18 protein-coding genes are annotated in these 17060 nt (G+C 64.1%); 5 read left to right on the forward strand and 13 right to left on the reverse strand.

All coding sequences use genetic code 11. The annotated features are described in order from the left end of the window. Positions 1 to 105: 105 nt before the first annotated feature. The 7 genes from dapB to dnaK form a co-directional block, all read right to left on the reverse strand. Positions 106 to 912 carry a 4-hydroxy-tetrahydrodipicolinate reductase gene (dapB, locus tag JO965_RS05465; protein ID WP_203444075.1) on the reverse strand — a complete coding sequence of 269 codons (807 nt, stop codon included), beginning with the start codon at positions 910 to 912 and terminating at the stop codon, positions 106 to 108. 264 nt (positions 913 to 1176) lie between these two features. Next, positions 1177 to 1479: a DUF1330 domain-containing protein gene (locus JO965_RS05470; RefSeq protein ID WP_203442690.1), complete on the reverse strand. Its 303-nt coding sequence runs from the start codon at positions 1477 to 1479 to the stop codon at positions 1177 to 1179. A 3-nt stretch (positions 1480 to 1482) separates the two neighbouring features. Further along, on the reverse strand, positions 1483 to 1770 hold the full coding sequence (locus JO965_RS05475; protein WP_203442691.1) for a DUF1330 domain-containing protein: 288 nt from the start codon (positions 1768 to 1770) through the stop codon (positions 1483 to 1485). A gap of 78 nt (positions 1771 to 1848) precedes the next feature. Further along, positions 1849 to 2571 (reverse strand): orotidine-5'-phosphate decarboxylase, encoded by a 723-nt coding sequence (gene pyrF, locus JO965_RS05480; RefSeq protein WP_203442692.1) that lies wholly within the window; start codon positions 2569 to 2571, stop codon positions 1849 to 1851. Between the two features lie 8 nt (positions 2572 to 2579). Beyond that, complete coding sequence (locus JO965_RS05485) at positions 2580 to 3203, reverse strand: class I SAM-dependent methyltransferase (protein WP_203442693.1); 624 nt, start codon at positions 3201 to 3203, stop codon at positions 2580 to 2582. Positions 3204 to 3384: 181 nt separating this feature from the next. Next, a complete protein-coding gene (gene dnaJ / locus JO965_RS05490) occupies positions 3385 to 4536 on the reverse strand; it encodes a molecular chaperone DnaJ (RefSeq protein ID WP_203442694.1) in 1152 nt (383 codons plus the stop codon). A 207-nt stretch (positions 4537 to 4743) separates the two neighbouring features. Further along, complete coding sequence (gene dnaK, locus JO965_RS05495) at positions 4744 to 6660, reverse strand: molecular chaperone DnaK (protein WP_203442695.1); 1917 nt, start codon at positions 6658 to 6660, stop codon at positions 4744 to 4746. A 361-nt stretch (positions 6661 to 7021) separates the two neighbouring features. On the opposite strand from dnaK, the gene JO965_RS05500 reads away from it, so the two are divergent. Together JO965_RS05500 and JO965_RS05505 are read left to right on the forward strand one after the other, a co-directional pair. Continuing rightward, complete coding sequence (locus JO965_RS05500; protein WP_203442696.1) at positions 7022 to 7450, forward strand: GFA family protein; 429 nt, start codon at positions 7022 to 7024, stop codon at positions 7448 to 7450. Between the two features lie 165 nt (positions 7451 to 7615). Continuing rightward, positions 7616 to 7993: a hypothetical protein gene (locus JO965_RS05505; protein WP_203442697.1), complete on the forward strand. Its 378-nt coding sequence runs from the start codon at positions 7616 to 7618 to the stop codon at positions 7991 to 7993. A gap of 15 nt (positions 7994 to 8008) precedes the next feature. On the opposite strand, the gene JO965_RS05510 is transcribed toward JO965_RS05505, so the two are convergent. Together JO965_RS05510 and JO965_RS05515 are read right to left on the reverse strand one after the other, a co-directional pair. Next, complete coding sequence (locus JO965_RS05510; RefSeq protein ID WP_203442698.1) at positions 8009 to 8917, reverse strand: bifunctional helix-turn-helix domain-containing protein/methylated-DNA--[protein]-cysteine S-methyltransferase; 909 nt, start codon at positions 8915 to 8917, stop codon at positions 8009 to 8011. Between the two features lie 738 nt (positions 8918 to 9655). After that, entirely contained in the window at positions 9656 to 10165 is a 510-nt protein-coding gene (locus JO965_RS05515; protein ID WP_203442699.1) for a DUF2244 domain-containing protein, read from the reverse strand. Between the two features lie 20 nt (positions 10166 to 10185). Here JO965_RS05515 and nth point away from each other — a divergent pair, with 20 nt between their 5' ends. Continuing rightward, complete coding sequence (nth, locus tag JO965_RS05520) at positions 10186 to 10929, forward strand: endonuclease III (RefSeq protein WP_203442700.1); 744 nt, start codon at positions 10186 to 10188, stop codon at positions 10927 to 10929. Between the two features lie 253 nt (positions 10930 to 11182). Here nth and JO965_RS05525 read toward each other — a convergent pair whose 3' ends face one another. Then, complete coding sequence (locus tag JO965_RS05525) at positions 11183 to 11431, reverse strand: hypothetical protein (protein WP_203442701.1); 249 nt, start codon at positions 11429 to 11431, stop codon at positions 11183 to 11185. Between the two features lie 3 nt (positions 11432 to 11434). After that, positions 11435 to 12232 carry an undecaprenyl-diphosphate phosphatase gene (locus tag JO965_RS05530; protein WP_203442702.1) on the reverse strand — a complete coding sequence of 266 codons (798 nt, stop codon included), beginning with the start codon at positions 12230 to 12232 and terminating at the stop codon, positions 11435 to 11437. A gap of 179 nt (positions 12233 to 12411) precedes the next feature. On the opposite strand from JO965_RS05530, the gene JO965_RS47705 reads away from it, so the two are divergent. Then, entirely contained in the window at positions 12412 to 13104 is a 693-nt protein-coding gene (locus tag JO965_RS47705; protein WP_246776756.1) for a glutathione S-transferase family protein, read from the forward strand. 83 nt (positions 13105 to 13187) lie between these two features. Beyond that, positions 13188 to 14246: a tRNA epoxyqueuosine(34) reductase QueG gene (gene queG, locus JO965_RS05535; RefSeq protein ID WP_246776852.1), complete on the forward strand. Its 1059-nt coding sequence runs from the start codon at positions 13188 to 13190 to the stop codon at positions 14244 to 14246. Here queG and JO965_RS05540 read toward each other — a convergent pair. Together JO965_RS05540 and JO965_RS05545 are read right to left on the reverse strand one after the other, a co-directional pair. After that, on the reverse strand, positions 14243 to 15175 hold the full coding sequence (locus JO965_RS05540; protein WP_203442704.1) for a GNAT family N-acetyltransferase: 933 nt from the start codon (positions 15173 to 15175) through the stop codon (positions 14243 to 14245). The two genes, queG and JO965_RS05540, sit on opposite strands and share 4 nt — an antisense overlap. A 177-nt stretch (positions 15176 to 15352) precedes the next feature. Then, complete coding sequence (locus JO965_RS05545) at positions 15353 to 16891, reverse strand: YifB family Mg chelatase-like AAA ATPase (protein WP_203442705.1); 1539 nt, start codon at positions 16889 to 16891, stop codon at positions 15353 to 15355. Positions 16892 to 17060 lie beyond the last annotated feature (169 nt).

Genomic DNA, 17060 nt, shown 5'->3' on the forward strand with positions numbered 1-17060 from the left:
TCAGTTGATGCTGTATCAGCCGAATTGTTTCTTCAATTCAAGCGCAGCGCTCCGACTTTGCGACCCCCACCCTCGATCCCTCCCCGCAAGGGGGGAGGGAAAACACTACAAATCTTTGAGGCCAAGGACATTGGCCATGGTGTAATAGCCCGGCTTCTTGTCGAATCCCCAGAGCGCGGCCCTCACCGCGCCGCGGGCGAAGATGGTGCGGTCCTCGGCGCGATGGGACAACTCCAGGCGCTCGCCCTGGCCGGCGAAGATCACGGAGTGATCGCCGACCACGGAGCCGCCGCGCAGGGTCGCAAAGCCGATATCGCCGGGATTGCGCGCGCCGGTATGGCCGTCGCGGCTCCGCACCGAGCGCTCCTTGAGCGAGATCTTGCGTCCCTCCGCTGCCGCCTCGCCGAGGAGAAGGGCGGTGCCCGATGGTGCATCCACCTTCATGCGGTGGTGCATTTCCAAAATCTCGATGTCGAAGTCTTCGCCGAGCGTCGCGGCGACCTTGCGCACCAGCCCCGCGAGAAGGTTCACGCCAAGCGACATGTTGCCGGACTGGATGATGCGCGCGTGCCTCGCGGCCGCCTCCAGCTTGGTGAAATCGGCCTCCTGAAGGCCGGTGGTGCCGATCACATGGACGATGCGCGCCTGAGCGGCGAGAGCGGCAAAAGCCGTGGTGGCGGCAGGCGCCGTGAAATCGAGAACGCCATCGGCCTGGGCGAAGACGGTGAGCGGATCGTCGGTCACATCCACGTCGAGGAGACCGACCCCGGCAAGCAGCCCGGCATCGTGCCCGAGCGCGGGAGAGCCCTCCCGCTCGATGGCGCCGACGAGCGTGCAGCCCTCGGTCTCGGCCACGGTTTTGATGAGCATGCGCCCCATGCGTCCGGCAGCCCCCACCACGACGAGTCGCATCTCGCTCATGCCGCTCTCCTGTTGTTTCGGGCTCCGGGTATAGCCGCTTAAGGTGGGGCTGAGAAGCGTGGAGGTGGATGCTTTATCCTGCCACTACGTAGCTTGCACTGTCATTCCGGGGCGCCGTAGGCGAGCCCGGAATCCATAGTCGCTGACGTTGCATAAGAAGGCGCAACGCTAGTCACCCCTTCTTGAGATGTGGTGGTTATGGATTCCGGGCCCCGCTACGCGGCCCCGGAATGACAGTGGGATGTCGGTGCACCACTAACCCGGCTGCGGGCCTTCGTAGGCCTCGATGATGATGATGTCCGCCACCGCGTGGCCGTCACGCTCGGCTTTTGCCGCCTGGTACTCGGGCGAGTCCCAGCATTCCAGGGCCGCCTGATAGCTCGGGAACTCGATCACCACGTTGCGGGCGCGGGCTCCGCCCTCGGCCACGCGATACGCGCCGCCGCGGACCAGGAAGCGGGCGCCGTATTTGGCGAAAGGGATTGCGTTGGCCTTCACGTAATTCTGGTAGGCGTCGGGGTTCGAGACGTCGACGCGGCCGATCCAGTAGCCCTTCATGGCTCAGGCTCCTTCGACAAGAACAAATTCGGCGACGCAGGCGCCTTCGCGCTTGGCCTTGGCGGCCTGGTACTCCGGCGAGTTGTAATAGGTCCGGGCCTGCTCGACGGAGTCGAACTCGATCACCACGTTGCGGGGCCGCACCTCGCCCTCGAGCGCCTCATAGGCGCCGCCGCGCACCAGCGGCCGCCCGCCATACTGGCGGATCGCCTCCGTGGCGCCCTTGGCGTATTCCGCATAGGCCTCGGGGTTGGTGACGGTCACGCGGGCAATGACATAGCCTTTGGGCATGAAGCGCTCCTCTTATGGTTCGGGGATGGAAGCCCCCTCTCCACAAGGGAGAGGGAAAAGGTCGAGATGCCGTTGAGGTCACGATGCTTGGGCGATTTCCCGAACAATCGCTTCCGCCGCAGCGCGCGGATCGGCGGCCTTCACGATGGGGCGGGCCACCACGAGGTGATTGGCGCCGAGCCGAATGCCCTCGGCGGGCGTCACGACGCGCTTCTGGTCGCCGGCATCCGCACCGGCGGGCCGAATGCCTGGGGTGACGATGAGCCGGTCGGGGCCGACGATCGAGCGCACGCGCTCCGCTTCCGTCGCGGCGCAGACGATGCCGTCGATGCCGAGATCCCGCGCCTGTCCCGCGCGGCGGGCGACGAGCTCCGCGGCCGAAACGGGGGCATAGCCCGCCTCGACGAGGTCGTTGTCGTCGTAAGACGTGAGCACGGTCACCGCGAGGATCTTCAGGTCCGTTCCGACCTTGCCGGCGACGGCAGACCGCATGGTCTGCGGATAGGCATGCACCGTCAGGAACGTGGCGCCGAGGCGGGCGACCGAGCGCACGCCTTCCTCCACGGTGTTGCCGATGTCGTGGAGCTTGAGGTCGAGGAAGACCTTCTTGCCCTGGCCGATCAGCTCGCGGGCGAACTCGAAGCCGCCGGCGTAAGCCAGCTGATAGCCGATCTTGTAGAAGGTGCCTGCGTCGCCGATGCGAAGGACGACCGAGCGCGCCTCCTCGACGCTAGCGACGTCGAGGCCGATGATGAGTTTGTCGCGAATGTCTCCTGAAGCGGAATTCGTCGGGAGAGACATCGCAGCGCTCATGGATGATTGACCTTGTTGTAGACCCAGACGCGGGCCGGGGGCAGGTTGCGCCAGATCCGGTTGGAGGCTCTGGCCTTATGGGTTTGAGAGCGCGCCGGGATCGGCGGCACCACCGCATAGGTGAATTGGATGAAGGGCGCGTGGGGGTGCATCAGTTCCTGCGCGGCCTCCAGGAGGTCCAGACGCTGGTCCATGGGCTTGGTGAAGAGCGGCAGGCTCGACACGGTGGCGGCCGCCGGCTCCTTCAGGATGTCGGATAACGTTTCTTTGAGATCGTAGGCATCACCCTGGATGATCGTCGCCTTGGGAAAGCGCCGCTTCAGGAGCTGGCAGAATTCGGGACTGTATTCGATCAGGACCAAGCGATCCTGGGCTACGCCGCGCCGGATCAGGGCGTCGGTCACCGGACCGGTGCCGGGGCCGAGCTCGATGACGGGACCGGGAATGCGCGGATCCACGTAAGACGCCATGGTCCGGGCCAGGATCCTGCCGGAAGGGGTCACGGCCCCGACGACGAGGGGCCGTTCGAGCCAGGAGCGCAGGAACCGGGCTTCGTCCTGGAAACGATCCTTCTTGAGGGGGATTTTCCGGGCCGTTGGCCGTTGGAACGACTGAAGCACTGATCAGGACCCCTTGTGCGACGGATCACGTTGGCTGTTTAGAACCCTAGAGCATCGATCCCAAAAGTGGAGGCCACTTTCGGGATCGATCCGATGCTTCTCATTTAACGAGCGCATCGTCTAGAGCGGAAAAACTGGATCCACTTCTTCCGCACGATGCGCTGAGAAAACGACCGTCAAGTTAAGTTGATCCGCCCAAGCCGTCGATAAACTCACGGAAGCGCGAGAAGAAGCCCGAGCTTTCCGGGTGGTTTTCCTTCGAGCATTCCTGGTCGAACTCCATCAGGAGCTCGCGCTGGCGCTTGGTGAGCTTCTGCGGGGTCTCCACAACAACCTGGATGTAGAGGTCACCCACATCCCGCGAGCGCAGCACCGGCATGCCCTTGCCCTTGAGACGGAACTGTTTGCCGGTCTGGGTGCCCTCGGGCACCTTGACGAGGGCTTCCGCGCCGCCGAGCGTCGGAACGCTGAATTCGCCGCCGAGCGCCGCCGTCACCATGGAGATCGGCACGCGGCAGAACAGGTCCGCCCCGTCGCGTTGATAGAATGGATGCGGCTTGAGCGACAGGAAGATGTAGAGATCGCCGGGAGGCCCGCCGCGCAGGCCGGCCTCGCCTTCGCCCGCGAGCCGGATGCGTGTGCCGTCCTCGACACCCGCCGGAATGTTGACCGAGAGCGTGCGCTCGCGGGTGACGCGGCCGGCGCCGCCGCACTGGCCGCAGGGATCGTCGATGACCTCGCCGCGCCCATGGCAGTTGGGGCAGGTGCGCTCGATGGAGAAGAAGCCCTGTGTCGCGCGAACCCGGCCGGCGCCGCCGCAGGTGGGGCAGGCCTTGGGCTTGGAACCCGGCTTCGCGCCGCTCCCCGAGCAGGCCTCGCAGGTGATGGAGGTGGGGATCTTCAGCTCGGCGGTCTTGCCGTTGAAGGCTTCGTCGAGGGAGATCTCGAGGTTGTAGCGCATGTCGGCGCCGCGCTCGCGTCCGCCGGCGCCACGCCCCCGTCCACCGCCGCGTCCGGTGGCATCGCCGAAGAAATTCTCGAAGATGTCCGACATGAAGTCGGAGAAATCGCCGCCGAAGCCCGGTCCGCCGCCGCCCGGCCCGCCATTGGCGAAGGCCGCATGGCCGTAGCGGTCGTAGGCCGCGCGCTTCTGGCCGTCGGAGAGGGTCTGGTAGGCCTCGTTCAGCTCCTTGAACTTGACCTCGGCCTCGTGGTCGCCCGGGTTGCGGTCCGGGTGGTACTGCATCGCGAGCTTGCGGAAGGCGGATTTCATCTCCGCTTCGCTGGCGGTCTTCGCGACGCCGAGAATCTCGTAATAATCGCGCTTGGACATGTCAGGCGCCCCTCGGAGCGTCGGTGTGCTCCGTCATGTTGCCGGACCGTTTTGCCTGCGCTGCACAGGGAAAGGCTCCGGAAGCCTTTGCCAGAACATCGCGAGAGGCGGTCGTTTGATCGGTCATTGGTGTTCTTAACTCGTTTCATGAAAACGGCACCCGGTCACGAAACCGGGTGCCGATTTTCTTAAGATTCGCTCATAGTTTTAAGCGCGCTTCTTCTTGTCGCCTTCGTCGACTTCCTGGAAGTCGGCATCGATGACGTCGTCCTTCTGGGCGGCCTCGCCCTCAGGTTGCTCGCCGCCTTCGCCAGCGTTCGCTTGAGCGGCATACATGGCTTCACCGAGCTTCATGGAAGCCTGCATCAGGTCCGTGGTGCGGGCCTTGATGACCTCGGCGTCCTCGCCACTGAGGGCCTGACGGAGCGCATCGATGGCGGTCGTGATGCCCTGCCTGTCGGATTCCGAGACCTTGTCACCATATTCCGTCAGCGACTTCTCAGTCGCATGGATCAGGCTTTCGCCCTGGTTTTTGGCCTCGACGACTTCGCGGCGCTTCTTGTCTTCCTCGGCGTGAGCCTCGGCGTCCTTCACCATCTTGTCGATGTCGGCGTCGGACAGACCACCGGAGGCCTGGATGCGGATCTGGTGCTCCTTGGCCGTCGCCTTGTCCTTCGCCGTGACGTTCACGATGCCGTTCGCGTCGATGTCGAAGGTCACTTCGATCTGCGGCACGCCGCGCGGTGCGGGCGGAATGCCCACGAGGTCGAACTGGCCGAGCAGCTTGTTGTCCGCCGCCATTTCGCGCTCGCCCTGGAAGACGCGGATGGTCACCGCATTCTGATTGTCTTCCGCGGTCGAGAACACCTGGCTCTTCTTGGTCGGGATCGTCGTGTTGCGGTCGATCAGACGGGTGAATACGCCGCCTAGCGTCTCGATGCCGAGCGAGAGCGGGGTCACGTCGAGGAGCAGCACGTCCTTCACGTCGCCCTGGAGCACGCCGGCCTGGATCGCCGCGCCGATGGCCACGACCTCATCCGGGTTGACGCCCTTGTGGGGCTCCTTGCCGAAGAAGGTCTTCACTACTTCCTGGATCTTCGGCATGCGGGTCATGCCGCCGACGAGAACCACCTCGTCGATGTCGCCGGGCGAGATGCCGGCATCCTTGAGGGCCTTGCGGCAGGGCTCGATGGTCTTCTGCACGAGGTCGTCCACGAGCTGCTCGAACTTGGCGCGCGAGAGCTTGAGAGCGAGGTGCTTCGGACCGGAGGCATCCGCCGTGATGTAGGGCAGGTTGATCTCGGTCTGCGAGGCGGAGGAAAGCTCGATCTTGGCCTTCTCGGCGGCTTCCTTCAGGCGCTGCAGGGCGAGCTTGTCCTTGGTCAGGTCGATGCCCTGCTCCTTCTTGAACTCGGCCGCGAGGTACTCGACGAGACGCATGTCGAAGTCTTCACCGCCGAGGAAGGTGTCGCCGTTGGTGGACTTCACCTCGAACACGCCGTCGCCGATCTCGAGCACCGACACGTCGAAGGTGCCGCCGCCGAGGTCGTAGACCGCGATCATGCCGGTCTGCTTCTTGTCCAGGCCATAGGCCAGGGCAGCCGCAGTCGGCTCGTTGATGATGCGCAGGACCTCGAGGCCGGCGATCTTGCCGGCGTCCTTGGTCGCCTGACGCTGGGCGTCGTTGAAATAGGCCGGAACCGTGATGACGGCTTGGGTGACCGGCTGCCCGAGATAGGACTCGGCGGTCTCCTTCATCTTCTGCAGGGTGAAGGCGGAGATCTGCGAGGGCGAATATTGCTTGCCGTCGGCCTCGACCCAGGCGTCGCCGTTCGGACCCTTGATGATGTGGTACGGAACGAGGCCCATGTCCTTCTTGGTCATGGGATCGTCGAAGGTGCGCCCGATCAGGCGCTTGATGGCGAAGAAGGTGCGCGACGGATTCGTGACCGCCTGGCGCTTGGCCGGCTGGCCGACGAGGCGCTCGCCTTCATCCGTGAAGGCCACGATGGACGGGGTCGTCCGGGCGCCTTCCGCGTTTTCGATAACTTTGGGCGTCGTGCCTTCCATGACAGCGACGCAGGAATTGGTAGTGCCGAGGTCGATACCGATGACCTTACCCATGGCGGGATCCCTCACTTTCAAGCAGACCGCCGAGCCCTAAAAGCAGCCCGGCCCATGGCTTACTGGATGTTGCTGACTGATTGCCGGGACCGCCTCAACCGAGCCGGGCCCGTGCTGGCGCTGATATAAGAAGGGGTTTTCGGGGCTGCAAGACAATCCTGAAGGCTAGATTGCCTCATTTCGTCTGATCCGGGGCCTGTTGCATGACTGCAATGGCGAGACCTTCCCGGTTTGGTTGCCCGGTTTGGTCGCGGCAACGCTTTCGGGAAGAGGCATGATACGTCATTGCAACGGCATGGCTTCGCGACAGCGAGATTTTTCGCCCTATCTAGGCAGGAAACATCGCAATACGGTAACGGTCATGGGTAAGTTGAAGGGAGCATATCCGCTCCAGGGCGGCTGCCAATGCGGCCAGGTGCGGTATGAGCTCACGGGATCGCCGCGTGAAATCTATGTCTGTCACTGCCGCGAGTGCCAGAAGCAATCGGCCTCGGCCTTCGGGATTTCAGTCATGGCCCGCAGCGCCGATGTCAGGCTCCTGACCGGCAAGCTCAGCCATTGGACGCGTCCGACCGATGCCGGACGGACCCTGACCTGCTTCTTCTGCCCGTATTGCGGATCGCGCGTATGGCATGGGAACAAGGACCAGGAGGATGAGATCAGCCTCAAGGGAGGCTCTCTCGACGAGCCGGTCGATCTGACCGATGCCATCCATATCTGGACCTCCCGCAAGCTCAACGGTGTGGTCATCCCCGAGGGCAACCGGCAATATCCGGGAAAGCCCGATTAGGGCGGTTCGCCTCGCACGAGAGGGTTTTGTCATCCAAGGCGATATCCAAGGCGATGCACAAACCATCCGAGTATCCTCTGTCCCCGTCCTGCGGTAGAATAAGGGTTCGTGGCGTTTCCCCGACGCTCTCATGAGCGCCGCTCACCTGTCCGATGGAAGCGGCCTATGGTTCAGAAACTTTTTCTCGCCCTGATCGTGCTCGTGATGGGGTTTGATCGCCCGGCCGAAGCCCACGACATCTACTCACGCCTGACGGATACGTGGGGGAACAGCTGCTGCAACGATACGGATTGTCGGCCCGCGCCCTACCGGATCACCCCGGCGGGGGTGCGGATGCTCGTCGACGGGGACTGGATCGAGGTGCCGGGTCATACGATCCAGTATCGGGCCCTGCTCGGGGATACCGGTGAATCGGGCGGGGGGCATTGGTGCGGTCGCGCCTACCAGAAGGTCGATGACAGCATCTTCCATGTCACGCAATGCGCGGTGCTCCCGCCAAGCACCGCGGCTCTGTTTAGCTCGCCCCTCGGGTTCGGCAATTAGTGTCAGGGACGTCCCTTAAGCAGCCTTCTCCCCCAAGGCCTGCCCCGCTTCCCAGCCCAGAATGGCCTGCTTGCGGGTCAGGCCCCAATGATAGCCGGTGAGCGCGCCGGAACGGCCGAGCACCCGGTGGCAGGGCACCACGAAGGAGACCGGGTTCTTGCCCACCGCCGCGCCGACCGCCCGGCAGGCCGAGGGCTTGCCGATATGGCGGGCGATGTCGGAATAGGTCGTGGCCTTGTCGCGGGGAATGCGCAGCAGGGTCTGCCAGACCCGGACCTCGAAATCCGTGCCGATGAGAACCACCCGCAGGGGTTGCTCCGCCTGCCACTGCGTCGGGTTGAAAATGCGCTTCGCCAGCGGTGCCGTGGCGGCCTCGTCCTCCACATAGGTGGCCTTGGGCCAACGGCGGGTGAGGTCCGCCAGGGCCGCCCGCCGGTCGCCGTCATCCACGAAGCCGAGGCCTGCAAGTCCCCGGTCGGTCGCGATCAGCACTGCCTCGCCGAAGGGGGAGGGGTGGAAGCCGAAGCGCATGGTGAGGCTTGCGCCGCCCACCTTGTAGTCCCCCGGCGTCATGGCCTCATGGGTGACGAAGAGGTCGTGCAGCCGGGCGGGGCCGGAGAGCCCGACCTCGTAGGTGGCGTCGAGCACGCTCGCGGAATCGGCCAGCAGCGCCTTGGCGTTGTCGAGAGTCAGCGCCTGCAGAAAAGCCTTCGGGCTCAAACCGGCCCAGCGGCGAAAGAGATGATGCACATGGGTGGTGGACAGGCCCACATGATCGGCGATCGCCTCGAGCGAGGGCTGGTCGCGCCAGCGCTCCGAGATGAACGCAATGATCCGGCGCACCCGCTCGTAATCCGAATGCGGCTCGTCCGGCACGGTGATCGCGCCCGGTTCGATGGTGATGTTGCGTAACGTATCAAGCATGGCTTTCATCCTGATTGACGCTCATCCTAGCGATCCGGGAGTAGGGACGACACCCGATTTCTGTGGCGGTCTGAGCCCCTCCATCCGGAAATAGGATCGTACGTGTCATCCCCGGCGAGGGACGGGGATCCATTGAGACACGCTGCCTCTATGGATTCCCTTCCCCTCCGCCGACGCTCCGGCCGGGAATGACAACAGAGCCACCCCCCTCCGCCGTCATCCCCGTCCCCGGACTTGATCTGGGGATCAGGCCCGGGGATCCACGCCTTTAGCAACGCCGCGGCTCGCAAGCGGGGGGCGGCACGAGGCCGGCCATGACGCGACGAGGCGCATGCCCGGGATGAAGATTTGTTCTCACTTTGTTCTTGACAAGGTTCCTAACCTCGGCTATATCGTTGCCTCAGATCTGCTCCTGTCGAGGGGCGCGCTCGCGAGGCGTCGCAGTGTGGGAGCAGGCACGGTCCCGTGGCATGGCCTCGCAAGCTGTGCCGACGGGAGGCCCAGGATGCTGGGCTGGTAGTCGGGATCGGTCCAAGGCCGCCGCTGAGCAAGCGGTCAACGCCTTGGGCGGTTGACTGAGCTGGCCTCTCCTGTCCGCCTAAAGAAGCCGTGCGCGAAGAGGCACTCCGGCTCTTCCCAAATCACCACAGACATCGAGCCGGGCTGCCTGTCGCGCCACCCTCGATCACCACTCAGGCTCGCAGCTCACGCTGCGGGCCCACAGGTGCTGGAGTTCGATCAATGACCCCGCTTCACATCCGCCAGGGCCCGGCCGAAGGCCTCCGCCAGGGTTTCCCGCTCCGGCGGGGAAAGATCGCGGGCAATTTCGACATGCTCATTGCGGGAGGTGAGCGAGAGATGCTGCATGCCGTATTCGTCGTCGACCTCGCGCTCGAGGCGAGTCCAGAGTGGATTAAACTGCCAGTCCTGTACTTCGCCCCTCGGGCTCACCTTGCGGAACAGGAGTCGGATCGGCGTCAGCTCCAAAAGTTCGAACGCCTCGGCTTGGCGATAGCTGAGGCGAAAGGCGATGTAGAGGCCGAGGAAATCGAGGCCGAAGAAACCGGCGACCGGCCAGAAACCCATGATCACGAAGGGCAGGCTCGCCACCACAGAGACGAGGCAGACAAGCGCCATGACGATCTTAAAGCCCTGCGGACTCAGCGACCGGTGCGGGCGGATCACGGCCGAGAACACCGGCTGCTCGAACCGGCCGATTTCGCCATATGTCGCCTTGCCGCTTGCCATGCCTTAAGTATAACGCAGAAATGTCCGATCTGAAGCTCTCCCCCCGCCGCATCGCCAAGCCGAAAGCAAAGCCCACCGTCCCGGCAAAAAAGGTCGGGAAGGTTCTGCGTGCGCGCAGTCCGAAGCCCGTCGACAGGGCGACGATGATCGAGATCTTCCGTCGCCTGCACGCGGCCAATCCCGAGCCCAAGGGCGAGCTCGAGCATACCAATCCCTACACGCTGCTGGTCGCCGTGGCGCTCTCGGCGCAATCGACCGATGTCGGCGTCAACAAGGCGACCAAGAATCTCTTCCCCATCGCCGATACGCCGCAGAAGATGCTAGACCTCGGCGAGGAGGGCCTGCGCCAGCACATCAAGACGCTGAATTTCTATAACACCAAGGCAAAGAACGTCATCACGACGGCGCGGCGGCTCGTGGAGGAGTTCGGCGGCGAGGTACCGGATTCCGTCGAGGTGCTGGAGACGCTGCCGGGTGTCGGGCGCAAGACCGCGAGCGTCGTGGTCAACATCGCCTTTAAGAACCCGCGCATTGCCGTCGACACGCATATCTTCCGCGTCACCAACCGCATCCCGCTCGCGATCACCAAGACGCCGCTGGACACGCAGATCGCGCTGGAGAAGCTGATCCCGCACGAGTTCCTGCTCCATGCCCATCACTGGCTGATCCTGCATGGCCGCTACATCTGCAAGGCGCGCCGGCCCGAATGCTGGCGCTGCCCGATCAACGACCTATGCCGCTATCCGGACAAGACGATTCCGTGAGATGAAGTGTCATCCCGGACGGCAAAGCCGATCCGGGATCGCAAGACGAGAATGGCGCAAGAACCCTCCTCCCCCTTGTGGGGAGGAGTTGGAGGTGGGGGTGTTGGCGCCACACCTTCATTGGCTATCGCTCACACCCCCACCCTTCATCCCTCCCCACAAGGGGGAGGGAAACCGGTGTTTCATTCTGCTCGCGATCCCGGATCTCCGCTTTGCTTCGTCCGGGATGACGCTCTGGGAAATGCGACGAGAGTTATCGCCTCAAGCAGCGCGGTGCCCCTCGCGTACAGGCAATTCCCGGCGTCGAGCAGGCGAGTCCCTCTGTCGTGCGGGAGCAGACCACGCAGCTGTCCGCCCATTCGACGCAAGCCGGATCCGGAGGCCCGCCTTGCGTGGATTGCTGCGGTCCGGCGCTCGCACTCGCGATCACGGCGACGATGACCATCAGAAGGGCAACCGCAATGGAGAGGATGATCGCGAGAGCCTCGTCGCGCGCCGGCATCGATCAGCCGTAGACGATCAGGCCGGCGAGGCCTGCGGCGCCAACGAGGATGCGCCAATAGGCGAAGGGCGTGAAGCCGTGGCGGGAGACGTAGTCCAAGAGCAGCTTCACGACGAGCAACGCCGCGATGAAGGCGGAGAGGAAGCCAGCGACGATGATCGCGGCGTCATTGGCGGAGAGAATCTTGTAGTTCTTCAACAGATCGTAGGTGAAGGCGCCGGCCATGGTCGGCATGGCGAGGAAGAACGAAAACTCCGCCGCTGCGCGCTTCGATGCGCCCATCAGCATGGCGCCGACGATGGTGGCGCCGGAGCGGGAGACGCCGGGGATCATGGCCGCGCATTGCATGAGGCCGATCTTGAAATACATCGAGAGCGGAAACCGCGTCGCGTCGGTCTTCGTCGCCTCCAGCGGCAGACGGTCGATGGCGAGCAGCACGAAGCCGCCGACGATCAGGGTCGTGCACACGATCCAGGGATTGAAGAGCACTTCCTTGATGAAGCCATGCAGCACTGCGCCGATCACGGCCGCAGGCAGGAAGGCGACGAGAACACCGATGACGAAGTGACGCGCCATCGGATCGTGCGGCAGCGCCTTGGCGATGGACCAGAGCTTGTGGAAGTAGACCGACAGGATCGCCAGGATCGCGCCGAGCTGGATCAGAACCTCAAAGGTCTTGCCGGTCGACTCGAAGCCGAGGAAATGGCCGACGAGGAGCAGATGGCCCGTGGAGGAGACCGGAAGAAATTCCGTCAGACCTTCGATGAGGCCGAGAAAGAGCGCCTCGATGATTTGCGACATCGTTGAAATCCTGAAAAACGGCGCCAGATGCGGGAGCTATCCCAAGTCTGTCAAGCAAGGTTTGCGCCGCCGGCTTAACCCTTCTGCATCACGGACATGAGATTCACCAATATTCCTTACCAACCCTTAACGAAGCACGGCCTTATTCTCGCCGCCTGTTTCGCGTCACACATAGATTCATGGCCATCCTGCATTCTTATCCGTTCTGCTCGCAGTCGCGGTTCGCGCGTCTTATTTTCGCGGAGCTCGGCCTTGAGCCAGAGATGGTCGAGGAAAAGCCGTGGGACCGGCGCATTCCCTTTCTGGAGATCAACCCGGCCGGGAATCTGCCGCTCCTCATCGACGATAACGGGCTTGTGGTGGCGGGACCGACGGGTCTTGCGGAGTATCTCGACGAGACGCGCGGCGAGGACTTAAGGGATCGGCGCTTGCTGCCCAGGGATCTTGCGCAGAGGATCGAGGTCCGCCGCCTGCTTGACTGGTTTCTGGTCAAGTTTCACAGCGAGGTCTCGGATTACCTTGCCACGGAAAAGATCTATAAGCGGTTCATGCCCACCGAACTCGGGGGCGGTCCGCCGGATATGGGCGCGATTCGCGCTGCCCAGACCAATGTGCGATACCATCTCAAATATATCGGTTTTCTGATTTCCAAGCGGAATTGGCTGGCCGGCGACCAGATGACCTATGCGGATCTGGCGGCGGCGGCCCATCTGTCGGTGGTGGATTATCTCGGCGACGTGCCATGGGACGAGGACGAAACAGCGAAGCATTGGTACGCCAGGATCAAGTCCCGGCCGTCCTTTCGCGCGCTCCTCGCGGACCGGGTGCCGGGGATGGCGCCGGCGGAGCATTACGACGACCTGGATTTCTAGACGGCGACGCTCTCAAGAAAGCCTTCGTCGAGCGCGCCAAGGCCCTCGGCTTCGACACGGTCCGTATCGCCAGGCCTGACGCGATCCCGCTTGCGCCGGAGCGGCTCAAGGCCTGGCTGGATGCCGGTCATCACGGTTCCATGGAATGGATGGCGGAAACGGCCGAGCGCCGCGCCGATCCGAGGACGCTGTGGCCCGAGGTGCGCAGCGTCATCCTGCTCGGGCTGAATTACGGCCCCGCCGAGAATCCACTGGCCGAGCTGGCCGAGAGGGATCGCGGCTACATTTCGGTCTATGCCCGCAACCGCGACTATCATGATGTGATTAAGGGCAAACTCAAGGAGGCGGCGGGCTTTCTCGCATCGAAGGCCTCCTCCGACGTGAAGGTCTTCGTCGATACCGCGCCCGTCATGGAAAAGCCGCTGGCGGAGGCCGCGGGGCTCGGCTGGCAGGGCAAGCACACCGTCATCGTCTCGCGGGAATTCGGCGACTGGCTTTTTCTCGGCGCCATTTTCACCACGGCGGAGTTGCCGGCCGACGAGCCGGAGCGGGATCATTGCGGCTCCTGTCGCCGCTGTCTCGATATCTGTCCGACCAACGCCTTTCCCGCTCCCTACCAACTCGATGCGAGGCGTTGCATCTCGTATCTCACCATCGAGCATAAAGGGCATATCCCGGAAGAGTTGCGCTCCGGCATCGGTAACCGGATCTTCGGCTGCGACGATTGCCTCGCCGTCTGCCCCTGGAACAAGTTCGCTCAAGCAGGGCGCGAGGCGCGGCTCATGCAGCGGGAGGATCTGGCGGCGCTACCGCTCAAGGAGTTGGTGCAACTCGACGACCCCGCTTTCCGCACCCGATTCGCCGGCACGCCGATCAAGCGCACCGGTCGCGACCGCTTCATCCGCAACGTGCTCATCGCCATCGGCAATTCGGGCGATCCAGGTTTGGCGGAAGAGGCTCTGCGCCTCCTTGACGATGCCTCGCCGCTCGTGCGGGCGATGGCGGTGTGGGCCATCGGTTGCCTGCTCCCGCCGGAGACTGTTTCTCGTCACGCCGCAGGGCGGGTGGAACACGAGGACGATCCGGACGTGCGCGAGGAATGGCGTCGCGCCATGGTGACGCCTGTCGAGGCTGTGGCTTAGGCCGCGTGACGGTTCGCCGTCGGGCCGAAATGGTCGATATAGCGCGGGTTGATCGCAGACACCGGCAGCACGACCAGCACGTCGGTGGTGCCGAACTGCCGATCAATCACCGCTCCTGTGCCGAAGGTTGCGCCGAGGCGCAGATAGCCCTTGATCAGAGGCGGCAGGGCATGGAGCGCGGCCCTGGGATCGATGGCTTCCTTCGGCAGGATGTCCATCGCCGTGAAGCGCTCCGGCAGCGCGCGGGCCTGCCACTCTGCGGGAGCAGCCGCGTAATGGTGGAGGAAGCTCAGAGGCAGGGCCAGATCCTGCGGATCGGTGCCTTCGAGACTGGCGCAGCCCATCATCACATCGATTCGATGGTGAAGGACGTAAGTCCAGATACCGTGCCAGAGCAACTCGACCGTGCGTTTGTTGCGATAGGCTTCGAGGACGCAGGAGCGGCCGAGTTCGAGGAAGCGTAAGTGGGGATGTGCCTTCAGCAGAGGCGCGATGTCGTATTCGCCCCTGGTGTAGAAACCGCCATGGCGATTAGCGACATCCTGGCGGAGCAGGCGATAGGTGCCCACAACCTTCGGCTTGGCCGGACGGAAGGCTTTCGGCTTCACGTCGTAGTCGATGACGAGGAGATGGTCACAGATGGCGTCGTAGGCATCCACGTCGCGGCGCGAGATCAGGGACGCCCCGTTGGGAGAGGCCGACATTTCCTCGTAGAAAACTTTGAAGCGCAGGCGCTGGGCCTTTCGGATCTCCCGGGTCGTCGTCGCGAGACGTACCTCCAGCGAACCGATCCGGCCGAGTACGAGATCGAGAGAGCCGTAATCGCGGACGATCTTGTCGGCGCCCGGGATGAACTTGGTCAAACCGTGAGGGCGCAGACCCACGGAAGCGGGAAGAGCCGCCGCCTCATTCAACGGGGAAGGATTCATCGCTGCCTCACAGGGTCGTGCCTCTGATCGCGGGGCAGTTACTCCGCTGTCCCGCTTCCGCCATGACATAAGACCCGTTTCAAACTGTTTTGTGACAGAAAACATAATTGTCCCGATGGAAAATATCGAGAGCAACATGGGCTCCGGCGGTGAGGCGGGAGGGGACATCGCTTGCGCTTACGCCGCCGCCGGCCGCCGATCCGCATGGGCGCGATAGGACAGAGCTTCGGCCACGTGAATGCGCCGAACGCGTTCCTCCCCGTCGAGATCGGCGAGCGTGCGCCCGACCTTCAGCACGCGATGGAACCCCCGGGCCGACAGGCGCATGGCATTGGCGGCGTCGCGGATGAGGGTCAGGCCCTCCGGATCGGGCTGCGCCACCTCCTCCAGAAGCGCCGGCGGGCAGGCCGCATTGGTGGTTATGTCCTCGAGATTCAGGGCCGCATAGCGCTTTGCCTGACGCTCACGGGCTCGCGCGACTCTCGCTGCAACGTCGGCAGATCCTTCCGTGGGCGGCGGCAGAATCAGGTCGGCGGCCGTGACTGCCGGAACGTCGATGGCGAGATCGATACGGTCGAGGAGCGGGCCGGAGAGGCGGGCCTGATATTGCGCGACGCAGCGCTCGTTCGGCTGGCGGCGGCAGACATAGCCGGGCTCGGTGGCCTGTCCGCAGCGGCAGGGATTCATGGCGGCGACGAGCTGGAAGCGGGCCGGATAGGTGACGCGATGGTTGGCGCGGGCGATCAGGATCTCGCCGGCTTCCAAAGGCTGGCGCAGCGAATCGAGAACCTGGGGCTGAAACTCCGGCAGCTCGTCGAGGAAGAGAACGCCGTGATGAGCCAATGAGGCCTCACCGGGACGGGCGTTGAGACCGCCGCCGACAAGTGCCGCCATGGAGGCCGAATGATGCGGCGCCCGGAACGGACGGCGATTGGACAGCGCGCCATCCGCCAGAAGTCCCGCGACCGACTGGATCATCGAGACTTCCAAGAGTTCCCGCGGCGAGAGCGGTGGCAGGATGGAGGGAAGGCGTTGGGCGAGCATCGACTTGCCGGCACCCGGTGGACCGTTCATCAAGAGATTGTGCGATCCCGCAGCCGCGATCTCCAGCGTCCGCTTGGCGCTCTCCTGACCCTTGATGTCGCGCAGGTCGGGCAACGAGCCGGAGGCCGGCATGATGGCGGGTTCCGGCCGCGCCATGACCTGGGTGCCCTTGAAGTGATTGGCGAGCTGGATCAGGGAGCGCGGCGCCAGGATCTCGATGTCGCTGCCGGCCCAGGCTGCCTCCGAGCCGCAGGCCTCGGGGCAGATCAGTCCGTGCTCGCGCTCATAGGCCGCCATCGCGGCGGGCAGGGCGCCGGCCACCGACGTGATGGAGCCGTCGAGGGCCAGTTCGCCCAGCACGGTGAAGCCATTGAGTGCATCCGCCGGAATGGCGCCGATCGCCGCCATGACGCCGAGCGCAATGGGTAGATCGTAGTGACTGCCTTCCTTCGGCAGGTCCGCGGGGGCGAGGTTGACCGTGATGCGTTTCGCCGGCAGGGCGAGGCTCGAGGCGATCAGGGCGGAGCGAACCCGCTCGCGGGATTCCGCCACCGCCTTGTCGGGCAGGCCGACGATCATGAAGGCGACTGCGCCGGGCGAAATCTGAACCTGCACATCGACCGCACGCGCCTCGATCCCTTCGAACGCAACAGTGGAAACGCGCGTGACCATCCCCTCGACCTCCCACAGAGGTTCGATGTTAGCGTGGTGTTTTGAAACGCGATAGTGTTGCTCTGGCTATTCCGGTGGAGCCGGTGCGACTTGATGTGCCGACCACGGAACCCTGCCGCCATCGTCGCGTTGAGTCCCACTATATCGCGAGCCGCATCTCGAAAACTCG

It is taken from the genome of Microvirga sp. VF16 (assembly GCF_016864375.1).
Lineage (GTDB): Bacteria > Pseudomonadota > Alphaproteobacteria > Rhizobiales > Beijerinckiaceae > Microvirga.